Raw genomic sequence first — 22,943 nt, 5'->3', positions numbered from 1 at the left:
ATAAGCAGGAATTTTTAACAGTGAGGAAGAAAGCTACTATTACTGATGAAATAAATCACAAACCAGGGAATTCAAACTGATGAGCGGAGGTATCTGGATGCTGGATCTTGACCTTGATCTGATTCGATTAAACGAAAACCTGAAGGCAGTCAGAAACATCTTAGCAGCAGAACCGACAGACCGGGCAGAGCTTAACAGCATTAAGGCGGTTTTAGAGGCGAACTTAAAAGAATTAGGACGCTGTGCCCGCAGCGGAAACTGCCTCGAAAGTACAGACCCATGCAGCTTTTTAGAATCCTACAGCAAACACTGCTTTTACTACGCGGTAGTTTTAGACAAATTAGGTGAGTGGGAGACGGTTGAAGAATTTGCTTATACAGCGGCGTTTATTTATCCCAGATATGATGAGGAGTACTATGATGCCTGCCAGAGCATCTGGCAGCGGGCAATGGTTAAGCGGGGATTTGCTCCCACACTGACGATCAAGGAGTTTTTTAAAGAGAAGCATCCTGAGCTGAACAACTGCGCGGAAAGATTAGCTTATTTCTTAAAGTATTTACCATAAACAATTGGCAGATTAGAACCGGAGCGGAGGTCGATCTCTGTTCCGGCTGTTTTTTATTTCAGCTTTAACAGGATTGGCAGTAATAGTTAAGAAAAGAATATTATCAGCGATAGAAGTAAGAGGAGTGAGGCTAGTGGGCAGAAACTTAACAGGGTTTTATCCATTTTGGTTTTGGAATGACCGGCTTGATGAAAATGAAGTGAGAAGACAGATTCGGGAGATGGCAGCCCAGGGTGTGAAAGGATTTTACATCCACTCCCGGCAGGGTTTACAGCAGCCGTATTTATCCGAGGCGTTTTTTCACATGGTGGATGCGGCAGTGGATGAAGCGAAAAAGCACGGCTTAACAGTGCATTTATATGATGAGTATCCCTATCCAAGCGGGATTGCCGGCGGGGAAGTGGTGCTGGGTTCTCCCGAGTATTACGGCACTCATTTAGTCAGCCGCAGCTATCTGGTTGATGGCGGCAGGGTGGAGCTTGTGCTGCCGGCAGGAAAAGTCTTAGCAGCGAAGGCATATCCGGTGGTAGATGGAATGCCTAATTTTGATGCAGAAATTGATCTCATCGATCAAATCGGAATGGTGCTGACTGAGGATTCGTATGTGGAAACCGGCTTGACATCCTATAACCGCAAGCGCTATTTTGCCAGCGAACCGCGGCCGGTTTTGGAAGCGGAACTGCCGAATGCTCAGTTTAAGATCTATGTAAGCCTGCAGTGCCAGATTGCCAAGCATAAGTATTGGGATAAGTTTGTGGATCCCATGAACCCGGAAGCAGTGGCGGCTTTTATTAAACTCACCCATGAGCGCTACCGGAAGCGCTATCAGGCAGAATTCGGGAAAACAATTCTTGGCATATTTACAGACGAAGTGGCTCCCGCTTGGTCCCGCTTTGTACCGGAGGCGTTTTATAAAAAGTACGGTTATGAACTGAGGGACAAGCTGACAGCGCTTCAGGCAGTGGAACATCCGGAGCATCGGAAAGTCAAGTACGACTACAACCAGCTGATCTTTGAAATGTTCTGCCAGTCATTTGAAGAACCAGTGTCAAACTGGTGCCGAGAAAACGGTATTTATTACAGCGGGGAAAAGCCGTCACTGCGCCTATCGCAGCTTAAGTACATGGACATTCCCGGATCCGATAATGGCCATAAAAAAGCCGGCTCCGGCCTGGATATCTTCCAGCCGCGGATCCGCACCAACGCTAGAGCAGTGACCAGCGCGGTGTATTTTTACGACAAACCGATCGGACTGTGCGAGTGCTACCACAGCTTGGGATGGAGCGGTACCCTTCAGGATGCGAAAATCATTGCGGAAGGACTGCTGCTTGCTGGTGTTGAGCACCTGGTACCCCACGGCTTTTTCTACTCAACCCATGGGCTGAAAAAGCATGATGCGCCGCCATCATTTTTCTTCCAGATGCCTTATTGGCCGCTGTTTAAACATTTATCACAGCGAGTGGCCGCTTTATCTGATCAGTTTAAGGATACATATATCGACGCCAATGTTTTGGTGTACGCACCTCACAGCGGCGTGCCCACCAGGGAGCAGTTAAGCGAGTTCAGCCGCCTGCTGCATTTGCTCGCAGATCAGCATATCGATTTCCACATAGCTGACACTGATATTTTAACCGAAGGCGAAATTAAGAATGGCAGGCTTCTGGTCAAGGATTTAGCAGTTGAGTTAGTAATTATCCCGCCCATGGAGTATATGGAAGCAGAACTGAAAGCCTGGATTGAAAAGTATCAAGCAGCAGGCGGAAATATCTTGTATTATCATCAGAATCACGAGCAGGAATTTACCGCTCAGCTTACTCAGCTTGTGCGGCCAAGCTTGTCCATCAGCTTAGAAGGCAAGGAACTGGCAGGAGTTTACGCGGTAAAGCGAGTGAACAAAACTGATCCTAATCAGGTATTCTGGTTTATTCTCAATACCACTGATCAAGAAGTTGTAGTTGACTTAGATGCGGGATGTGCTTTGGAGGAAATCAGCTTGGGAACGGATTTGCCCCATAGGTTATATCAAGACTTGGGCGGGTATAAGCGCCTCCTTAAACCTTATGAGTCATTCATTGCTGCTGCGGCAGGTGGGGAAAATACCACTGAATGGAAGAATAGTCCGACCGTGCTCTCAGTCAAGATCGATCGGACTCACAAGCTGAAATATACGCTTAAAAACAAAAATCTGCTGCGGATGAATGAGTGGGAGATGACCCTGATCGGTGAAGATGGGGAGGCAGAGACTAAGACTGTTACGGCTGCGCCGCTTGCCAATCAGTTGGCTGCCGGAGGATTTAAGTTTACTCCGAAAACTAAGACCTACTTCGGTCACATCCCAGAGCTGGACTATCCGGAGCTTAAGGTGAACTATCAATATCAATTTGAACTGAAATGCAGCGCTGGGGTGGAACTGGTCATGGAGCCCGGGTCTATCGGGGGAGAGTGGACCATCAGTGTTAATGACCAAGCTGCCCTGACTGCAGCTGACTTTGGCCCAACTGATGCCCATGTTTACGGCAGTATTGGTGTGGATATAACTTCTATGCTGAAGCCGGGCATAAATACCATTAAAGTGGATGTGGAAGCATCGAAATCCAACCATGGGCTGTTAAACTGCCTGTATCTGGCGGGCAGTTTTGGTGTAGAACTTGATCCACCAGCTTTAGTGGAGTTATCGGAGCAGGGCTTATTTGACGATTATATTGCCAATAAAATCCCCTATTATGCCGGGGTGATTGAATACGAAGGCGAGTTTACTTTAGCAGATGTGCCACAAAGCGAAGCGATCTATTTAGAACTGGATTTTGGCAGGGAGTTTAATGAAGCCTGTGAAGCAGCGATCAATGGCGGAGAATACCAGCCGGTATTGTGGCAGCCGCGGGTGATTAAAACAGCAGCCGAAAATTTAGTTCAAGGCAGGAATCAGATTGCCGTTCGCCTCTATACTACCCTGATTCGCTCCTTTGAAGGCAGCTGGTTTGATGAAAAAGCTCACCGCTACCGTGAGGTGGGTGAGCTGGAATAGATCCTCAATCTTTTGACTTTAAATCTGCTCACCATTAGGAAAGCAAGCAGCGCGAGGAGGCAGGAAGTGATTACACCAGGATTTACGGCAGTAAACAGCCCGTCCCAGATTAGAAAAGCGGAGCTGTAGAGAGTGACAATCATTCCTGCCGCTGTAATCGGCAGTCCCATAAAGTAATGGTTAAAATCGCCCAGGTTGTAGCGGGCAAGGCGGTAAGCGCCGGCCATTAGATACAGCCAGGCCAAAACCGGTACTGCGAGAGAAGTCCGCATCAGTCCCGACGCGTAGACCAGGGCGATGGGAGCAAGTCCGAAGGTAACCAGATCGGCAAAGGAATCGAGCTGTTTTCCCATGGCTGTGACCGCGTTGAGTTTTCTGGCCAGACTGCCATCGCAGGCATCGACCAGCGCACCTGCAAAAATCAGCATGACACTGATGATTCTGTAGTCGCCGGTGTCATAGATAAGCAGGAAAAACAAGGCGTGAATCCCCAGGGTCATATTAATCATGGTCATGAGATTGGGTATGCGGGCTTTCCAATTGCTATTTTTCATTGGGCAGCATTCTTTCTACTTGAGAAGTATTTTTGTAAGCTAATTTATAAACAGCGGTAAATGCTAAACTTGTGATAATTACAAACCAGAAGGTGATAAATCTAAAGATTACCGCCACGGCTGCAGAACTGCTTAAAGAAAGGCCGATGCCGGTTAACAGACCGGACATGGTGCCTTCAAATCCGCCCAACCCTCCCGGAAAGAGCGGCAGCATCCCCACCAGATACGAGATAAAGGTGATGCTGGTGATGTAAACCAGCGGCGCATCGGGCAGCACCTGGGCAGTGAGCAGATAGAGCTTAAGGGGATAAAGCAGCCAGATGGCGAGCGCCAGAATAAACTGAATCACAAGCTCTTGTTTCCGGCTTTCAAACATAACAATGTGTTCCAGCAGGTTTTCCACGAACCGCCTGACTGCGCCTAACCAGGTGCGGACTGGCGGTTTATTGTTAATTCGGGCTAAGAGCTGCTTGGGCATGATCAAGATCAGGGCAAAAGCTGCCAGCACTAGGCCCAAAAAGGTGTAAACAATCAGCCGGCTGAGACTGGAATCAAGAATACTGCTGCGGTGGGAGAGATAGACTGCGGCAAAGATATTGATCAGTGCAAAGGCGCTCAAACTGAAAATTTTCTGCAGGACCACCACCACCGCCGCAGTGCTGCCGGAGCAGCGGCCGAGGCGGGCAAGCTGCACACCGCGGGTAATCTCACCGCCTACCTTGACACCCGGAGTGATTGATTCCATTACGGAACCTTGAGCGTTAATATAAAACATGGTCCAAAATGAAAGCTTAACTCCGACAAAGACGGCAATTCGCTGCCACTGCAAGTTAAGGAGCAGCTGGGTTACAATCTGCAGCAAAAGCAGCAGTCCGATTACTTTCCAGTCGATCTGCGCCAGACTTAGATAGAGTTCGTCCAGATTAATCTGCAGAAAAAGAGCCAGCAGTAAAATGCCGGCTGCAGACCAAATAATCCATTTTCTCAGCATACCAATGCCCCTTCTTTAACATACAGCAGGGTGCTGTCGAGATTGCGGGTTTTTTTATGGTAAACCGCTTGACAACCGCTTCTGTCGATGCAGGCGCAGCTTTGGCAGTAAAGTGAAGCAAGTTGGCTTTTGGGCGTGCGGATCAGCAGCCTGGTACCGGGCTGGGCCTGCTCTTTAACCTTGCTTAAAATTTGATCCATGGGTGAAAGCTGGGCGGCCAGATGGATCACGGTGTAGCCATGGATATCGATTGCGCAGCCATCTTGGCACAGGATCTCAACTTTACTGTCTAATCCCATCCGGGACAGCACCTGCCGAGCAGGCTCGATACAGCGCTGATCGTTGTCGATGACTGTGATTCTCGCTCCTGTTAGTTGGTGGAGCAGGATGGCACTGAAGGGACAGGGACCGCCGCCGATGCAGAGGACATGATCATCTCTGGTGATGCGGGCAAGTTCCGCCTCTTTCCGGATAATATCTTGGTAGTAAAGGGCAGCAAGACGGAAAACAAGGGGGTTAGCTGCTGCCCAGTATTCGATTTTCTGCGTCAAGCTGACAATCTGACGTGCCATAAACTTCCTCCCAGCTTAGGTAAACAGTTGCGCCACTTGATTAATCAATCCGCCAAAGAAGAGCGCGGAGAAGATGGTTCCGGTTGAAATCACTACAGCCACTTTGACATTAAACTCCTTGGTTAAAATACCAAAGACCGACAGGCAGGGCAGATATAACAGACCGACGGTTGCCCCCACAAAAGCCTGGAGAGGTGTGAGGTTAAGCGCTAACAGTGGCGCAACCGACATTTCTCTCCGGACAATACCTAAGATCAGGGCAATTACTGCTTCGGAAGGAAGACCGAGCCAGTTTCTCACCAGGGGTTCTGCGTAAACTGCAATGGTATCCAAAAGGCCTGTTTCCTTTAAGAGAGCTGCAATCACAATGGAAATCATCATCGGCAGCTCCGCGTCGTAGACGAAATGCTTCATTCGAATTAGAAGCTTTCTACCGTAAGCCTTAGGTTCGGGAATTAGCAGATTCGGCACCTCAATAATTAAAGGGGCTACTTCACCTTTAATCAGGCGGCCGGCGGTTAAGGTAGCAATCACCATAATTACCAGAGAGAAAAGGATCATGACCGCCACAAGGCCGAAAGAATAGCTGCCAAGGAGACTGATCAGCGCGCCGGTTTGGGAAATGCAGGGGACTGCAAAGCAGACCGCAGTGCTGATCAGCAGCCGCTCTTTCCGGGAGCTGGCAGCCCGGCTGCCGATAATCGCCGGCACGGCGCAGCCGTATCCCATAACGATATTGATTAAGCTTCCGCCTTGGATGCCGAGTTTGCGCATCACATTATCGAATAAGACACTGATCCGGGGCAGATAGCCCGAGTCTTCCAGGAAAGTAAAGACAACATAGAATAAAAATACATAAGGTAAAATCAGAGCGATAATCCATTCAAAACTGATTACAAAAACACCGTATTCCCCCACTAAGATGTTCAAGAGCATTCCTTCGGGGATGAAGGAAGTGAACAGAGTGCGGAAGAACGGGACGAGCACCTGGTTTACCAGCGGCAGAAGCACCGCTGCCCGCAGTGCTTTCCCGGCACCGACAACCACACCGATGCTCAGAATCATGATTAGCAGAGCTAAGGGTATGCCGGGGAAGGGCTTCATCATACTTTCGCCTAACCGATCCAGTCTGCTTAAGTTTACATTCTTGATCTTTCTTACTTTGCGGGTAATTTCCCGCGCCCGAGCTCTGCTGTCAAAATCCAGCTTCTGATTGCGTGCCTTTTCCTGACTGGATTTTTCCAGCACGCTCTGGAGAGAGCACTTGAGCTCATCTAAGCCCTGCTGTTTAACTACCACAGTGGGGATAACCGGCCAGCCCAGCTCTTTTTGTAACAAATCAACATCAATTTCAATCCCATGGCGCTCGGCAACGTCCATTAAGTTTAAAGCGTAGACCATGGGAATGCCGTATTTCTGCAGATCCAGCCCGAGGCGCAGGTTGCGCTCGAGATTGCTGGCGTCTAAAACGCAGATTACAGCCAAAGCTCCGCTTTCCATAAAACGAACCGCAACTGCTTCAGCTTCTGAAGATGCGGTCATGGAATAGATGCCGGGAACGTCAATTAATGTATACTTTGTGCCGTCAAGCACAAGGTCGCCTTCTAAATAGCTGACGGTTGTCCCGGTGTAGTTGGAGCTGATGGCGTGAATCCCGGTGAGTTCGGTAAAGAAAACGCTTTTACCCACATTGGGGTTGCCCATCAGCAGGATTTTATTCTCTGTTTCTAAAATCCGCGGGTCTTCCTGAATAGTGTGACACGACGACATCAGACGGCGACCTCCTCAACGAGAATCTGTTCGGCAATATCTTTTCCGATTGCGACTGTAGCTGTATCGATCTTAAGCAGTACCGGGCCGCCAAATTTGTATTTATTTTCAACGGTAATTACAGCATCGCTGCAGATTCCCAAACTGTCCAGAAGGGGATGATCGGGAATGGAAACCACTCTGCAGCAGCACTTTTTCTGCATATCGTATAAACAGCGTCTGCCTGTTAGTGACTTAACGATGGTTTTCACAAACATACCTCCATTTAGAGAATGGTGAATTAAACGAATATTAGCAGTTTGTATGGGAATGAAAATCGTTCTCACTCGTTAGTTACTATTATATGCACCCTCAATTCCTTAGTCAAGCGGTTAAAACAAGAAAAATAAAAGAATTTAGCACTTAATACCCGGCTTTGGTGCGAAGGACTTGGTTTTACTGCCCTAGAAGTTACGAACAGCACTGAGATGAGGAGGCTTATTTATGAGCAAATTGATGCGGGGATTGGTAATCTTTAGTGTTTTGTTAGCAGCGGTAAGCGCAGTCAGCGCTCAGGACCTAGGCGGGGTAGTAGAGGAAGCTCATGCCTTGCTAGCGACAAAGCAGGTTGACAGGATTGAACAGGCGATTGAACTTTTGGAAACTTCGCTGGATCACTCACCAGAAGACGCGGAGCTGTTGTGGTCGCTGGCAAAAGCCTATCTGTATTTGGGAGACCGGAGCGATGATAACCGGCTGGCTTTATTTGAAACCGGCAAAGCTTATGCTGATCGGGCGGTGGAAGCAGCGCCCGCTAACCCCCACTGCTACTACTGGCAGGGAGCCTTAATCGGCCGGATCGGCCAGACGAAGGGAATTTTAAATAGTTTGTTTATGGTAAAGCCCCTTCAGCAGGCGATGGAGAAGGTGCTGGAAATTGACGACAAGTACGCCGATGCGTACTATGTTCTCAGCAGTTTGTACGATCAGGCGCCCGGTTGGCCCCTCAGCATCGGCAACCGCAATAAAGCCCTGGAAATGATTGAAATTGCCCTTAAACTGGATCCGGATAACCCGGATTACCAAGTGCAGCTCGCTAAAGTGCTGGTCAGCCACAAGCGCTCGGATGAAGCGCTGGATGTACTGATGCAGGCGTTTGCATCACCTGAGATGGAGATTGATGAAATACTGCGCCGGGATGCGGAAGAGCTCTTGGCAGAACTTAAGAAATAGGTAAATTCATACCCTTGAGGCGGATTGAGAAAGCTCGATCCGTCTTTTTATGCAGAGGAAAACAGCTTTAGATCAGGAATATAATAGGTGGTATTTAATTTATGTAAAATTATATCGGTAAAGGAGTTTTGCTATGGCTGAATTCTTTCCTAAGGCATCTCCCGAGTCAGTGGGAATTTGCTCCCAAAGTGTTATGGATTTTTTCGATCGGTTGGAAGCAAATGATGTCTGCATGCACAGCGTCTTGATTATTCGAGACGGGAAGCTGGCAGTAGAAACATACTACCATCCTTATCAGGCGGACACCCTGCACCGAATGTTTTCGGTGACCAAAAGCTTTACTTCCCTGGCAATAGGACTTTTGGTGGAGGAGGGCAGGATTTCCTTAGACGATAAGATTATCGACTACTTCCCGGAGAAGCTGCCGGCAAAAGGAGTCCATCCCTACACAGCTAAGATTACGATCCGCAATATGCTGATGATGGCAACAGCCCACGCCGGCACCACCTATAAGCGGACATCGGATCCGGACTGGGTGAAGAGCTACTTTACCGTACCTCCTACCCATCTGCCCGGAACCCTGTTTCACTACGACACTTCCGCAAGCCACACTCTCTGCGGGCTGGTGGAGAAGCTGACGGGAATGCCGCTGCTGGACTACTTAAGAACCAAATTCTTGGATGAGATCGGCTTTTCTAAAGATGCTTATATCCTCCACGATCCCGTGGGCGTTTCCATGGGCGGATCCGGCCTGATGTCTACACCTCTGGATCTGGCCAAAGTGGCTTGGATTGTGATGAACGGCGGCGAGCATAACGGCAAGCAGTATCTGCCGCGGGAGTATCTTGCAGCTGCTGTAACAAAGCAGATCGATACAGCGATGCGGGGCAACAATCTGGATGAAAAGCTGGGCTATGGCTATCAGTTTTGGCGGGTGCGGAATAATGGTTTCGGTATGCTGGGCATGGGCGGGCAGCAGGCAGTGTGCTTTCCGGAGCACAATCTGCTTTTGGTAACCACAGCTGATACCCAGGAAGATGCTAACGGCGTGCCGGCAATTTTCGATGCCTTTTTCGAAACCGTCTATCAGAACTTAAGCGCCGAGCCCCTTGCAGAAAACCCCGAAGCTTTGGCCAAGCTTGAAGCAAGGCTGGCTGGAAACAGCATTAAAGCTCTCCGGGGAGTGGGGTTGGGAGGCAATCAAGACTTTGCCGCAAAAATCAATGAGCGGGAGTACGTCCTTGATGCGAATCGGATGAAGCTTAAGAGTCTTAAATTAAGCTTTGATTTCGACCATAACGAAGGCACGCTGTGGTTAACCAATCATCTTGGCACTCATGCGCTTCGTTTCGGCATTGAAAAGCTGGTCTTAGATAAGTTCCCTTATTACAACTACCGCGCAGCGACTTCTGGATCATGGCGGGATGAGCGGACGCTACTGATTAAATGCCATATTGTTGATTATGATTTGGGATCTGTAACCATTAAACTCGGCTTTAAAGATGATGCTGTTACAGTTGCCATGAGAAAGATCGTAGAATTTAAGCTTAATGAGTTTAACGGTCTAACCTGTGGAAAAGTTAAGTGAAACTGGAAAGGAGTGCAGTCCGGTGAATAATGACCTGCGCAAGGAAGAGCAGCCGGTATTCCGGCAGCCGGATAAGTCATGGGAAGAGCGGATTGAGGATCTGCTCGGCCGCATGACTTTAGAGGAAAAGATCAGTCAGATGCTGTACGCATCTTCATCAATCGGACGCTTGGGAATTTCGGAGTACAATTGGTGGAATGAAGCCCTGCATGGGGTAGCCCGGGCCGGTGTTGCAACCATCTTTCCCCAGGCAATCGGGTTGGGAGCTTCGTTTAATAAAGCGCTGCTCCATGAAGTAGCCTCGGTGATTGCCACTGAAGGCAGAGCTAAATACAATGCCGCCAGAAAGCACGAAGATAGGGGCATTTATAAGGGAATAACGTTTTGGTCCCCGAATATTAACATTTTCCGGGATCCCCGCTGGGGCCGCGGCCAGGAAACGTATGGCGAAGATCCCTACCTAACCGGAAGGTTAGGCGTGGCCTTTATTAAAGGGCTGCAGGGGGATAATCCCCGCTATTTAAAATCCGCAGCCTGTGCTAAGCACTTCGCGGTGCACAGCGGGCCCGAGCTCTTGCGGCACCAGTTTGATGCCGTTGTAAGCCAAAAAGACCTGAGGGAAACCTATCTGCCCGCGTTTAAAGACGCGGTTAAGGAAGCTAAAGTGGAAGCGGTCATGGGAGCTTATAATCGGGTTAACGGCGAGCCTGCCTGCGCCAGTCCGGAGCTGCTTCAAAAAATCCTCCGCGAAGAATGGGGCTTTGAAGGACATGTGGTCTCCGACTGCGGCGCGATTAAAGATATTTACGCCGACCACAAGGTGGTGGACACCCCGGCTGAAGCAGCGGCATTAGCTGTCAACAGCGGCTGCGACTTAAATTGCGGCTGGGTGTTTGAACATCTGCAGGAGGCAGTGGAGCAGGGCTTAATTGCGGAAGAGACAATCGATCAAGCTGTGCGGAGACTGCTGAGAACCCGGTTTAGATTGGGTATGTTTGATCCAGAGGAAATGGTGCCGTTTAACCGGATTCCATACGAGGTTAACGACTGTGAGGAGCACCGGCTGCTGGCTCGGCAGACCGCTCGGGAATCAATAGTGCTTTTGAAAAACGCTAACTCGCTGCTGCCATTAGATAAGGAAAAGATCAAGTCCATTGCGGTAATTGGACCCAACGCCGACAGCCGTGATGTTCTGATCGGCAATTATTTCGGCACTGCTTCCAAGTATGTGCCGGTTTTGGCGGGAATTCAGGCTGCTGTCAGTGAAGATACCCGGGTGTATTACGCCCCCGGCTGCGACTTGACAACCACCAAGGTTTCGAGCTGGGGTAGACAGCCGACCGCCGGTTTTGCGGAGGCCCTAACTGCAGCCAAGCACTCCGATGTGGTAATTATGTGCATGGGCATCTCGCCGCGGATTGAAGGGGAGCAGGGCGCATCTGCTGCATCGGACGGTGGAGGAGATAAGCTCAGCTTGGATCTCCCGGGTATGCAGGAAGAGCTGCTCAAGGTGATTCATGCAACTGGTAAGCCGATTGTGCTGGTGCTGTTTAACGGCAGTCCGGTAGCAGTCAACTGGGCCCAGGACAATATCCCGGCGATTATCGAAGCCTGGTATCCTGGTCAGGAAGGCGGCAATGCGATTGCCGATGTGATCTTCGGCGATTACAACCCCGGCGGCAGACTGCCAGTTACATTCCCAAAATCACTGGATCAGGTACCGGATTTTGAAGACTACAGCATGGAAAATAGAACTTACCGCTATTTTAACGACACACCCCTGTATCCATTTGGCTATGGGTTAAGCTATACCACGTTTAAGTATTCCCACCTAAAGCTTGAACAGACAGAGGTTGATGCGGGTTCAGACTTTGAGGTTAAAGTAAGTGTCAGCGTAGAAAACACAGGCAGCAGGACTGGAGATGAGGTTGTCCAGCTCTATGTGAAGGATGTGGAAGCAAGCGTAAGAGTGCCCCACTGGGAGCTGAGGGGATTTGAAAGGGTTACTTTAAAACCCGGTGAAGCAGCCAAGGTGGAATTCACTTTAACCAGAAGACAGCTGGCCTTAATCGATAACGACGGCCGGTGCATTTTGGAACCTGGTAAGTTTGCAATCTACGTCGGCGGACAGCAGCCTGATGCAAGGAGCGCGGAACTTACCGGCGAAGTTGTGTTAAAACAGGAGCTAACTGTTACGGGAACTAGTGTGGAGCTTGAATACTAATAGAAAAAAGCACCGCTTCAATTGAGGCGGTGCTTTAAAAACCCTTAAATCTAAATTACTCTACAAATACCAGCTCAGAGTAGGCGCCTGCGTCAACGAAACCGCCGAGGATCCGAGTGCGCTCGTTGCCGTCTTTGGAGTCGTTAACTTGAACGGACATTTCCAGCTTAACACCAGCGCCGATACCAAATTCAGCCAGTTTCGGATGAGCTTGGTTCAGGATAACTTGACCACGATAACCATAGTCGGTTTCAGTGATTAATACATCGTGGAATTCGTTAGGTGCTACATAGTATTCTCTGTCTGGGTAGCGGAGAACAACTTCATAGCCCTTAGCTTCAGTAAGAGCGATCATCCATTTTTGTCTCTTGCTGGCACCAACTGTGCGGATTTCCCATTCTAAGCTGTCAGCGTTGAAGATATATCTTTCAGTCTGCTTGTTGCCTAACGGAAGATCAGTGTAAACATCGTATTGAATGTAAACATTGTTGTCATCCCAGAATACCCACAGTTTCCAGCCATTGTCACCATCAAACGCGCTGTAAGCATTGTCTTCGTTTACCGGCCAATCTTCGCCAAGTACCAGTGGCTCGGCTACTTTTGGAGCTTCATAAGCCAGCGCTGTTGCCCCAAAAATCAATACAACGGCCAGTACTAATGAGAGCATAATAGTTTTTTTCATGAAAACTCCTCCTTAAATTTTTTTGCACTCCTATTTTTAACACCAGGGCTGGGTTACCCCGGTGGGAGAGCCTTACTCAGCTTCAATACTCAGATCATAAAGCTTTAAGTTCGCAATACCGCCGGAACCGTCTCCGCCGCCGTCTAAATATAGGCGGGATGGAGGAAAAGCAATTCCGGTAGTGCTGAACTTCTCTGTCCAGGAGCCATCAACCTTTGCGAATGCGGTGAATGTGCCTTCTGATACGTCCCACTCAAAGGCGAATTCGTGCCAGTTTCCGTTATCATAGACATCATTCGGATTCTCTGGATCGAGACCGCGCCACAGTCTGGCTTCGCCGCCCTTGGATAACCAGAAATCTACGAAAACCGGATCATTCTTGGTATAGGGCTTGATGCCAAAGTTGCTCGCATTCTCACTGCTTTGGTAGGCTGCAAACTCCAAGCGACCATGGTCTACCTGCACCGGAAGCTCCAGTTCGATTACCTTTTTATCGGCAGATGCTTCGTACATTAGTGCCTGTTTTCCGCCGAGTTTACCTGTCTGCCAGCCAGCAGCAGCTGGGGAAAACTGTTCAAACGGTTCTTCCCAGACTAAAGCGTACTCCAGGTTGTTCACATCTGTACAGCCGGTTAATCCTAATGCAGTAACCACAACTAAGACTAAAAATACAGCGATTTTTTTCATCCAATGCCTCCTTTGCTAAGTGTATTTACTCATGTATATTTAATACCAGCTTTACACTAAATTTCCTGCTGTAAAAATAACTAAAATTTAAAAATGAGTTTTACCTGCCATTATTAGTTAGCAGGTAAAACTTTTGTTAATATCCAAAGGAGTTTAGGGAGGGAAAAACGCGTGGGTTGAGTCTTGGGTAGTGCTAGGATCTTGCCTAAACATCGCGAACTAGTTTCATAATGGGGAGGGGTAATGGTGTATAAAATCATGATTGTTGAAGACGACCAAACTATAGCTGAAATTATCGATGAGAAGCTCAGCAGCTGGGGTTACCAGACTTATCGAGCTGAAAATTATCAAAATATCTTAGGTGAATTTACCCAGTCTGCGCCGCATTTGGTGCTGCTGGACATCAATCTCCCTTTTTACGATGGCTTTTACTGGTGCAGCAGGATTAGGGAGCTGTCGAATGTGCCGATTATTATTATCTCGTCCAGAGACTCAGACAGCGACAAGATCCGGGGGATTGTGCAGGGCGGCGATGACTACTTAGAAAAGCCGTTTTCCATGGAGCTGTTAATCGCTAAGGTTCAGGCAGCCCTGCGCCGGGCGTATGCTTATCAGGATCAATCGTTGAATGTGCTCCAGTACCGGGATTTGATTCTTGATCCTGAGCGTCAGGTTGTATTTGTTGGCGATCATGAAATTGAGCTTACGCCCAATGAATCCAAGATCTTGGCGGTTTTAATCCGCAACCAGGAGAAGACTGTCAGTCGGGCATATCTGATGAAAGCGCTGTGGGATGACCAGAGTTTTGTTGACGACAATACATTGACTGTCAATGTCAACCGTTTAAGAAAGAAGCTTGCGGAAGCAGGCTTAGACCACTACATTAAGACGGTCAAAGGGGAAGGATATGTTCTAAAATGAGGTTTCGGGATTATCTTTATGAGCGCTGGATAGTCTACTTGTTCCTTACTGCCGCCTTTGGTTTTGCCTGGGCTGTTTATAAGCTGGATATCGGGTTAAATTTAACTGAATCTAATGCCCGCTATATTCTGGTCGGCTGGCTGCTTCTGCTGCTGGCCTTTATTGCGGTGGATTATTCCAGTTATAAGCGGCGGTTTGGTAAGCTGATTGCGCACCTTGAAGAAAACACTTTAAGTGATGAACGTCATTTTCCTTATCCAACCGACCGCATGCTGGCTGAAAGAATTCGAGCACTAGTTTTGGATTATGAGGAGTTTAGATCAGATATTCGCACCAAGTCAGCGGAGCAGCTCGATTTTATTACCAGATGGCTTCATGATATCAAGGTGCCGATTGCTGCGGCTAGATTGATTTTAGAAAACTCGAATTTAGATGCGGGAGTGGATTACCGTAAACTAGATCAAGAGCTGACTGCCATAGAAGAAGCAGCGCAGAAGGTGTTTTATGAGCTTAAATCGGAAAGCTTCCATGAGGATTATAAAATCAGCAGAGTGAGCACCCATACCCTGATTGCCGGTGCCCTAAAAGGGTATTCCAGCTTGTTCAGCTATAAAAAGCTGGATATTGAAATCACCGGCGGCGAACATCAGGTTTTAAGTGACCCGAAATGGAGTACCTATATCCTTGCTCAGCTGATCTCTAATGCTGTGAAATACACTCCCCCGGGCGGGAAAATCGTGATTGCTGCTGAAGCTGATGATGATCGGGTCACAGTAGCAGTAAAGAACACAGGGCGAGGCATTCCGCCGCAGGATCTGGGCCAGGTTTTCAACAAAGGTTACACTTCTTCTGAGGAAAGGTCCGGAGGCAGCGCCACTGGCTACGGGCTGTATTTGGCTAAGAAACTGACGGATCTGCTCGGCCATGAGCTGAGCTGTGAATCTCGGTACGGGGAGTACGCCGTGTTCAAGCTGACCTTTATTGCGACCCGCACGCTCCACCAGGTGACAAAAATGTAAGGTAAACGGCGGGAAATGTAAGTTTGATCGATTTTTCCTACCTTTTAGTCCGGATATAATAGACTCATCACGTTGATGAGGAGGTTGTGCAGATGGAGATTCTGCGGGTAGAGAATATCAGCAAAGTCTATGGATCGAAGCGATCTGCTAAGCAGTATCGGGCTTTAAACAACATCAGCTTTTCTGTTAACCAGGGAGATTTTCTGGGAGTAATGGGTCCATCGGGATCGGGAAAAACCACACTCTTAAACATTATCGGGAGCATTGACCGGCCTACTACCGGGAAATGCGTTATTGATGGGCGGGACATCACCAAATTAAACAAAAATCAGCTGGCGCAGCACCGCATCAAAAACATTGGTTTCATCTTTCAAGACTATAACCTTTTAGAGACTATGACCTTGAAGGAAAACATCATTCTGCCGCTAGCCCTGAATGGATATAAGTATGAGGAAATGGAACAGCGTCTGGCGCGGTTAAGTCGGGATTTGGGTATTGAAAATATCTTGGATAAATATCCTTATGAAGTTTCCGGCGGAGAGCAGCAGCGGGCAGCGGCCTGCCGGGCGGTCATCACCAATCCTAAGATTATCTTGGCGGATGAACCAACTGGTAATCTCGATTCTAAGTCCGGCAGGGCGCTCTTGGATCTGCTGACAGTTTTAAACGAAAAGTTTCAGGCTACGATTCTGATGGTCACCCATGATGTTTTTGCCGCGAGCTATTGTCATAAAATTATGTTTATTCGTGACGGAGAAATCTACAATGAGCTTTACGCCGGAGAGAGCAGAAAGCAGTTTTTTGATGCCATCATCGATGTGATGAGCGTGTTGGGAGGTGGAAATGATGAAGCTGACCGCTTTAGCCGTTCGTAACATTAAGCGCAGCCTCCCCAAATACGCTATGTACTTCTTTGCTTTAAGCTTCAGCGTTTTTACTGTGTATTCGTTTCTGGCTCTGAATTTTAATGAGCAGGTCATGGCCAAGCTTACTTACAGCGACCGCTATCGCGCTCTGCTTACAAGCTTTGGCGTAATCATTTTTGTCTTTGTCACCTTTTTCTTAATCAGCTCCAACAACAGCTTTATCCGCGCCCGCAAAAAAGAGATTTCCACCTACTCTCTGTTCGGCATGACTAACCGCAAGATTGGCCTGCTGCTTTTCATCGAGACTATGATAATCGGCAGTGCTGCCTTGGTGGCCGGACTGGGATTAGGAATGTTTACTTCCAAATTAACAGCGATGGTTCTGCTTAATCTGACCCTGGCTCACTTTGTGGGCGATGTAAAGTTTGTGATTGCACCCGAAGCCATTTATCTTACAATAATTCCGTTTCTGCTGGTCTTTGGCGTGATGGGGCTGTCTGGGCGGCGGGTAATTGGTAAATTTGAACTGATTGATCTCTTTAAAGCCCATAAAACGCTGGAAACAAGGTCCACAGGTTCAATCATTCTGCTGCTGCTCTCCCTGTTATTAATTGGCGCTGGATATTACCTGGCAGTAAGCTTGGGCCTTGGGGAGCTGCTGCTTTGGGCGCTTCCGATTTTGGCTTTAGTAATTAGTGGCACCTTTTTATTCTTCCGCAGCGGACTGCCGAAAATCTTGAGCGGGCTTCAGAACCGCCCTAGCTACTACCGCGGGGACAACCTGATCGCCGTTTCCACATTTAATCACCGCATCAAGTCAATTGGCGGCTTGATGGCAGCAATTGCGGTTTTGTCTGCGGTAGCAGTGACTGTGATCGCATCGGGATACACATTATATGCCACAGTGGAAAAGAGCACCTATGATACTGTAGGCTATGACTTGTATTTTTACACCGATAATGAGCAGGTTCTCCATGATGTGCACGCCGCTTTTGCTGAGTATGATGTAAATATTATAGACGAGCATACCACTTATCGGTATCAAGCCTGGCCAAGAACCGACATGTTTGTCGCGGTAGAATGGGAGTTTGGCACCCCGGACACATATTACCGGATTTATCCTCAATCGGAATTCAACCAACTACTGAGCGCTGCTCGGGAGCGCTATCGCCAGGTTGAGGTGGGAAAAGGTGAAGCTGTACTGGCTGTAAGAACTGGTAACAATGAACTGCTAGAAAAAGAATGGGTGGGCAGAAAGCTTCATTTTTCAGATTCTAACTTGACAGTTACCGCATGCCTCGATTTAGATATCACGGTGTTTGGAGCGTACTACACAGTTGTTGTTAGCGACTCAGATTTTGCAGCGCTAATGGAAAACGGCGATATTGTCACTACTGATACCGGCGGAAGACCCTTTGATCGGGTGACAGTGGTTAAATATGAAAACCCCTTAGGCTCCCATGATTTAAACCGCAAGCTGAATCAGGTTTTGCGCGGCCGCGTTGGCAGCTACCGGATGGCTTATAACCACTACATCGAAGCTCTGGAGGCTTTCGGCTTAGTCTGCTTCATTGGATTCTTTATGAGTATTGTCTTTATCCTGATGACAGCGAGTCTCCTATATTTTAAGCAGGTGATGGCTGCTCAGGAAGAACGGCATCTCTACCAGATGCTGCGGAAAATTGGGATCAGTGGACGAATGGAAGGGAAAGTCATTGCCAAGCGGTTGTTCCCGGTGTTCTTTATTCCGCTGTTAGTGGGATTTGCTCACAGCATCTTTGCCATGAAAAGCGCTGATACCATGGTGTTCTCTTCGATGCTGGCAGTGGAGAATTCTTATCTGACTGTGCTGCAGTTTTCAGCGGTGATGTACGGAGTGTACGCGCTGATCTATGGAGTATTCTATTTTATAACTAAACGCCAATATTCGAACATTGTAAGTTAATTCACAAAAAGGTACTTTTGATTTGGCAGCGAATCCATGTAGGTAAGATATGGGTTGGAGGAGGGCGATAATGCAGCAGTTCAGTGTGAGAACGAGCAGCCGCTGTGAATTTGTACCGATCACAGCCCAAATCCGCAGTGTGGTGCGGGAATCAGGAGTTGAGCATGGGATCTGTGTTGTGTTTTGTCCCCATACAACCGCAGGGCTGACTGTTAATGAAAATGCCGATCCGGATGTGGCGCGGGATCTGGTCTATATCCTGCAGAGACTTGTTCCGGAAGATGATCCGGGGTATCGGCATATGGAGGGCAACTCGCAGTCCCATGTGTTAGCCTCCCTGATGGGCTGCAGTCTGAGTTTAATTATCGAGAATGGTGATTTAAAGCTGGGAACATGGCAGGGAGTGTATTTGGCTGAATTTGACGGTCCCAGAACCAGGAAGGTTTATGTAAAGTTGATTTCAGGATGAAAGGTGGGGTCAGAGGAGAATGATGTGGAAGGAAAAGTACAGAATTGGCGTTGAGCTGATTGACACCCAGCATCAGGAGCTGTTCAAACGGGTATCAGATTTTCTCCAATCTGTACAGGAAAAAGGCGATTGGGAAGAAAAAACAGCAGCCGTTCGGGAAACGCTGGAGTTTATGCAGAACTATGTGGTTGAACATTTTAATGACGAAGAAGAGTATCAGCGTGAGATTAATTATCCCGGGTATGAGGAACACAAGGAGATTCACACCAGGTTCAGAGCCATGATTAACGGCTACGCCGAACGCTTTGAGGCCGAAGGCTTTACCCAGGAGCTGGTGCAGGAGTTTGGCGGCAAGCTGATGACCTGGCTGATCATGCACGTTGCCGCAACCGATCAAAAAATCGGTGCCTGGGTTAAGGAACAGGGAGGTGGCAGCCAGTGAGGGTAGCATATGTTGAACCTTTTGTCAGAGCAGCGCGTGACGTTTTCAAGCTGATGATGGATTTGGAAGCTACCCGCGGCGAATTGTGGGCCTGCGATGAATTAATGCCGAGTAAAGAAGCTAGTGTGGCCATCGGCGTTACCGGCGATCTCTTGGGTTCAATTTTGTACAGCTTTCCCAAAGAGATGACTCTGAAGATGGTGGAAATTATGTCCGGGATGGCCATCGAAGAGCTGGACAGCTTTGTGGCTTCAGCTCTCGGTGAGGTTGCCAATATTATCAGTGGGAATGCGGTGACGCATTTAAGCAACAACAACTATAACTGCAACATTGTACCTCCCCAGATTGTGCTGGGCAAAAATGTGTCTCTTTCCATGGCCAGCAAGCGGGCCCTGGTGGTTCCGATGGAGACCCGGATCGGCCAGTTTGATATCTTTATCACTTTATCAGAGCGGTAAAACCCTCACCCCCCCTCAAGCGAATTGAGGGGGGTTATTTGTATATATAAATATCTTGATATTAGCATTGTTTCGGATAATTTAGCAGGAATTTCTAATTCTTAAAAAGAATATTATGGGTAAATGCATAACACAAGGTGTCAAACGAAATGTACGCCCAATATCAATTAGAAAGGAGCCAGCCTGATATGCGGGAAGCTAGGTTTTGTTGGGCATGCGGCAGTAAAATGCAGGACAGAAACATATCGGTTGACGCTGAGTGGGGTAAGTATACGATAACTATCAACGGGATGAAGGCTCAGGAATGCAGTGAATGCAGAGAAACAGTAATCAGCGCCGATGAACTTTTAACGCTGAGGGAAATGGGGTTAAGTCTCTTTGTGCCACAAAATGATGATAAGGAGATGCCTGAACGTCTGTCTGAATCGGAAGGCAGTGCACTAAAGCTGGCGCCAGAGCAGCCGGTGAAGAAAGCCGTTGAGTCATCTGTTTATGACCCCGTTGAACAGCCCAAAACGAACTCAACCGATAAACTCGATGAGATGCCACATGCCAAAGACAAAGTAGTATCAACGTTGATTGGTGTTAAAGAGGCAGCTGAGTTGTTAAAGGTGTCCAAACATACAGTCTACCGAATGGTTCACCAAAAGACACTGCCGGCGATTAAGATCGGCAATGCCTGGAAATTTCGAGAGGAAGATATTGCCATCCTATTGGAAAAAACATAGGACTTATCCATATGAAATAACGGAGTGCAATCACTGCAGCAGCAGGGAAGGCACTCCGTTTGTTATGCCGACTTTACTCGGTTTCAAGCTCGAGCTTCATTACATCAAGCCATTTTTCATTGGTAGCAGTGGTACTGTTGTAAGAAAAGAGGAAAGTGCTGTCATCGATGCGGGCCAGCACCTGATCCCAGCGGGTATCCTCGGTAACCTCCTCGCAAACCAGCTGCAGATTGCCAGATCCGTCTACCTGCCAGACCGCTAAAGTAGACTTAGTATAGCGATCGTGAACACCTGTTAAGTGGAAGTGGTGGATCTCATCGACACTGGTAAAGGCGACCGCAAACATCCGATCATTCAGCTGCTCGCTCTTCATGTAATGGGTGACCGCTTCTTTCGCATTATAACCGCCGATTACTTTCTTGTTCAGAACTTTGTAGTTATCGGCATCTAGAACCATTGCCACAACTTCACCGACTAAGCCGGTGCGGGGACGGTTGGAAAAGGAAGCTGGTCTTAGATAAGTAAGCAGGTAAATTCCTAACTGATCGTATTTAAAGAGATTAATTGAGCGGGGCGGCATTCCATCCGGCGATTTAAACTGATCTAACAGCTGAGTAGAAATAGTCAGCTTCTCTGTATCAATAATTCCGAGGTGGAGCTGCTGATTAATCGCAATCGGTACGATAATCTGGCCGTTATCGTACATTAAATCATATAAACGGGCTCCCCGGGTGGGCAGGCTGATGTCATTAAGCCGCTCTAGTTCTTCAGTAGCGATATTCAGCCGCCACCACTTGATTCCGTCCTGACCCGATGAAGTGCGGTCGGGAACGAAGATATGGATGTAGCCGTCTTGGCTGCTGATGGCCTGGGGATTAAGCACCTGACCGCTGGTGTTATCCAGTTCAAAGACGCGCTTGAGCTCAGAGCCGTCAAAACGCTCCATGATTGCGTAGCGGAAGCTTTCATTAGTGCGGTCATTGAAAATAAAAAACAGATCATCGGTGTAGATTGGATCGACAACAATGTTGGCCATGCCGATAACTTTATCGGACAGGAAGTAATGCTTTTCAAAAGCATCACCATCTAAAGGCTTAGTCCAGTACTGAAGACCGCTTCCGGTACCAGTGGCGGGGGTAACGTCAGTAGTGAGCAGCATGTGCAGGTGACCGTCAATGATTTCAAAAGCCCGCATATTACTGTGCAGCTGCTCACCGAGGAGCTCATGGCTGACCCGCGTTAGGCTTGCTCCTTCCAAGGGAAGGGGTTTTTGGCTGGTTTGGCTGAAGATGCAGCCGCTGAAGATTCCGACAAATAGTGCGCACAAAACCACAGTGATAGTTGATTTCCGATTCATGTTAACCTCCTGGACTGCAGTGGATTTGACTTACAATAATTTAATTCACGCTTAACATAAAGTTTTCCTGTAAGCCTTGGTTTTTTTCTCTTAAGTGCTAACCATCATTTCCAAACTGAGACTATCTAGATGAATTCTCTGCGCGGAGAAAGGTTGATTGGATGGAAAGAAAAGAGCTTTTTGATCAAGTTTTTACACCGGAGCTGGTCGACAAATTGTACGGCTATGCCTATAAGCGGAGCTTCAACCAGGATGAGGCCCAGGATCTGTGCCAGGAGATTATTGCCGAGATTCTCCAAGCGCTGGCAAACAAGCCTCAGATCAGCAATTTCGACGCCTATATCTGGCAGATTGCCCACAACACCTACTGCAGCCATGTCAGAAAGCAGAAGCAGAAACAGTATGCGGTCCAAAAACTGCAGGACGGCCCCCAAGGTTATGACTGCGGCTTTGAGGATGATCTTCTGTCAGGTCTGCTTGATGCCCACCAGCTGGAATGGATCCGGCGGGAAATGGCTTTCCTGGGTAAGATCTATCGCCAAGTGATGGTGATGTATTATCTGGAAGAGCTTTCCATTGCTGAAATTGCTCAAAGGCTGGCTGTACCGGAAAATCGCGTCAAGCAGAGGCTCTTTTCTGCCCGCAAGAAGATCAGGAAAGGGGTTAGTGCTGTGGAAGCCAAAAATAATGATGTTAAGCTGAGACCAAACTATCTGCTCTTATCCGGAACAGGGGATTTCAGCAAGAGCGACAGCGCTTGGACGCTGGCTGCAAGACTATTGGTACAGAACATCTTAATTACATGCCGTGAAACTGCTAAAACCGCGGAGGAAATAGCTAGAGAATTGGAAGTACCGGCAGTGTTTAT

Annotated in this window: 22 protein-coding genes; 14 read left to right on the top strand and 8 right to left on the bottom strand. The window is 48.2% G+C overall.

Going from position 1 to position 22,943, the window contains the following annotated elements; translation table 11 throughout:
• The first annotated feature begins 97 nt into the window (after nt 1–97).
• Together GX019_05700 and GX019_05695 are read left to right on the top strand one after the other, a co-directional pair.
• Nucleotides 98–565, top strand: a complete 468-nt coding sequence (locus tag GX019_05700) for a hypothetical protein (GenBank protein ID HHT36655.1) — start codon at nt 98–100, stop codon at nt 563–565.
• Nucleotides 566–698: 133 nt separating this feature from the next.
• The gene (locus GX019_05695; protein HHT36654.1) at nt 699–3,590 is read left to right on the top strand and encodes a hypothetical protein; all 2,892 of its coding nucleotides are present in this window, start codon (nt 699–701) and stop codon (nt 3,588–3,590) included.
• Here the strand turns inward: GX019_05695 and GX019_05690 are convergent.
• The 5 genes from GX019_05690 to GX019_05670 are packed head-to-tail and all read right to left on the bottom strand — an operon-like array spanning nt 3,563 to nt 7,728.
• Nucleotides 3,563–4,144: a CDP-diacylglycerol--serine O-phosphatidyltransferase gene (locus GX019_05690; protein HHT36653.1), complete on the bottom strand. Its 582-nt coding sequence runs from the start codon at nt 4,142–4,144 to the stop codon at nt 3,563–3,565. The genes GX019_05695 and GX019_05690 overlap by 28 nt on opposite strands.
• Nucleotides 4,134–5,135: a flippase-like domain-containing protein gene (locus GX019_05685; protein ID HHT36652.1), complete on the bottom strand. Its 1,002-nt coding sequence runs from the start codon at nt 5,133–5,135 to the stop codon at nt 4,134–4,136. The genes GX019_05690 and GX019_05685 overlap by 11 nt, the downstream gene beginning before the upstream one ends.
• Complete coding sequence (locus GX019_05680; protein HHT36651.1) at nt 5,129–5,707, bottom strand: hypothetical protein; 579 nt, start codon at nt 5,705–5,707, stop codon at nt 5,129–5,131. Before GX019_05680 ends, GX019_05685 begins: the two co-directional genes overlap by 7 nt.
• A 15-nt stretch (nt 5,708–5,722) precedes the next feature.
• Nucleotides 5,723–7,477: a ferrous iron transporter B gene (locus GX019_05675; protein ID HHT36650.1), complete on the bottom strand. Its 1,755-nt coding sequence runs from the start codon at nt 7,475–7,477 to the stop codon at nt 5,723–5,725.
• Nucleotides 7,477–7,728 (bottom strand): ferrous iron transport protein A, encoded by a 252-nt coding sequence (locus GX019_05670; GenBank protein ID HHT36649.1) that lies wholly within the window; start codon nt 7,726–7,728, stop codon nt 7,477–7,479. Before GX019_05670 ends, GX019_05675 begins: the two co-directional genes overlap by 1 nt.
• 232 nt (nt 7,729–7,960) lie before the next feature.
• On the opposite strand from GX019_05670, the gene GX019_05665 reads away from it, so the two are divergent.
• The 3 genes from GX019_05665 (at nt 7,961) to GX019_05655 (ending at nt 12,501) form a co-directional block, all read left to right on the top strand.
• Nucleotides 7,961–8,689 (top strand): tetratricopeptide repeat protein, encoded by a 729-nt coding sequence (locus GX019_05665; GenBank protein ID HHT36648.1) that lies wholly within the window; start codon nt 7,961–7,963, stop codon nt 8,687–8,689.
• Nucleotides 8,690–8,822: 133 nt separating this feature from the next.
• Nucleotides 8,823–10,277: a serine hydrolase gene (locus GX019_05660; GenBank protein ID HHT36647.1), complete on the top strand. Its 1,455-nt coding sequence runs from the start codon at nt 8,823–8,825 to the stop codon at nt 10,275–10,277.
• Between the two features lie 112 nt (nt 10,278–10,389).
• Complete coding sequence (locus GX019_05655) at nt 10,390–12,501, top strand: glycoside hydrolase family 3 protein (GenBank protein ID HHT36646.1); 2,112 nt, start codon at nt 10,390–10,392, stop codon at nt 12,499–12,501.
• Between the two features lie 55 nt (nt 12,502–12,556).
• On the opposite strand, the gene GX019_05650 is transcribed toward GX019_05655, so the two are convergent.
• Both GX019_05650 and GX019_05645 read right to left on the bottom strand, forming a co-directional pair.
• Nucleotides 12,557–13,183 carry a hypothetical protein gene (locus GX019_05650; GenBank protein ID HHT36645.1) on the bottom strand — a complete coding sequence of 209 codons (627 nt, stop codon included), beginning with the start codon at nt 13,181–13,183 and terminating at the stop codon, nt 12,557–12,559.
• Between the two features lie 72 nt (nt 13,184–13,255).
• Nucleotides 13,256–13,870 carry a hypothetical protein gene (locus GX019_05645; protein ID HHT36644.1) on the bottom strand — a complete coding sequence of 205 codons (615 nt, stop codon included), beginning with the start codon at nt 13,868–13,870 and terminating at the stop codon, nt 13,256–13,258.
• A gap of 246 nt (nt 13,871–14,116) precedes the next feature.
• Between GX019_05645 and GX019_05640 the strand changes: the two genes are divergently transcribed.
• From GX019_05640 to GX019_05605, 8 genes are all read left to right on the top strand, one after another.
• Nucleotides 14,117–14,791, top strand: coding sequence for a response regulator transcription factor (locus GX019_05640; GenBank protein HHT36643.1), 675 nt, complete (start codon nt 14,117–14,119; stop codon nt 14,789–14,791).
• On the top strand, nt 14,788–15,810 hold the full coding sequence (locus GX019_05635) for a HAMP domain-containing histidine kinase (protein HHT36642.1): 1,023 nt from the start codon (nt 14,788–14,790) through the stop codon (nt 15,808–15,810). Before GX019_05640 ends, GX019_05635 begins: the two co-directional genes overlap by 4 nt.
• A 92-nt stretch (nt 15,811–15,902) precedes the next feature.
• Nucleotides 15,903–16,685, top strand: coding sequence for an ABC transporter ATP-binding protein (locus GX019_05630; GenBank protein HHT36641.1), 783 nt, complete (start codon nt 15,903–15,905; stop codon nt 16,683–16,685).
• On the top strand, nt 16,657–18,621 hold the full coding sequence (locus GX019_05625) for an ABC transporter permease (protein HHT36640.1): 1,965 nt from the start codon (nt 16,657–16,659) through the stop codon (nt 18,619–18,621). Before GX019_05630 ends, GX019_05625 begins: the two co-directional genes overlap by 29 nt.
• A gap of 67 nt (nt 18,622–18,688) precedes the next feature.
• Nucleotides 18,689–19,090, top strand: a complete 402-nt coding sequence (locus GX019_05620) for a YjbQ family protein (GenBank protein HHT36639.1) — start codon at nt 18,689–18,691, stop codon at nt 19,088–19,090.
• Between the two features lie 22 nt (nt 19,091–19,112).
• Nucleotides 19,113–19,532 carry a hemerythrin family protein gene (locus GX019_05615; GenBank protein ID HHT36638.1) on the top strand — a complete coding sequence of 140 codons (420 nt, stop codon included), beginning with the start codon at nt 19,113–19,115 and terminating at the stop codon, nt 19,530–19,532.
• Nucleotides 19,529–19,990: a chemotaxis protein CheX gene (locus GX019_05610; protein ID HHT36637.1), complete on the top strand. Its 462-nt coding sequence runs from the start codon at nt 19,529–19,531 to the stop codon at nt 19,988–19,990. Before GX019_05615 ends, GX019_05610 begins: the two co-directional genes overlap by 4 nt.
• A gap of 227 nt (nt 19,991–20,217) precedes the next feature.
• Nucleotides 20,218–20,718, top strand: a complete 501-nt coding sequence (locus tag GX019_05605; protein ID HHT36636.1) for a helix-turn-helix domain-containing protein — start codon at nt 20,218–20,220, stop codon at nt 20,716–20,718.
• A gap of 73 nt (nt 20,719–20,791) precedes the next feature.
• On the opposite strand, the gene GX019_05600 is transcribed toward GX019_05605, so the two are convergent.
• Complete coding sequence (locus tag GX019_05600; protein ID HHT36635.1) at nt 20,792–22,075, bottom strand: hypothetical protein; 1,284 nt, start codon at nt 22,073–22,075, stop codon at nt 20,792–20,794.
• Nucleotides 22,076–22,236: 161 nt separating this feature from the next.
• On the opposite strand from GX019_05600, the gene GX019_05595 reads away from it, so the two are divergent.
• Nucleotides 22,237–22,943 (top strand): RNA polymerase sigma factor (locus tag GX019_05595; GenBank protein HHT36634.1); only part of this gene is annotated, 707 nt, incomplete at its 3' end.

It is taken from the genome of Bacillota bacterium (assembly GCA_012837335.1).
GTDB lineage: Bacteria > Bacillota > Limnochordia > Darwinibacteriales > DTU012 > DTU012.
This window is presented reverse-complemented; position numbering and strand designations above follow the sequence as displayed.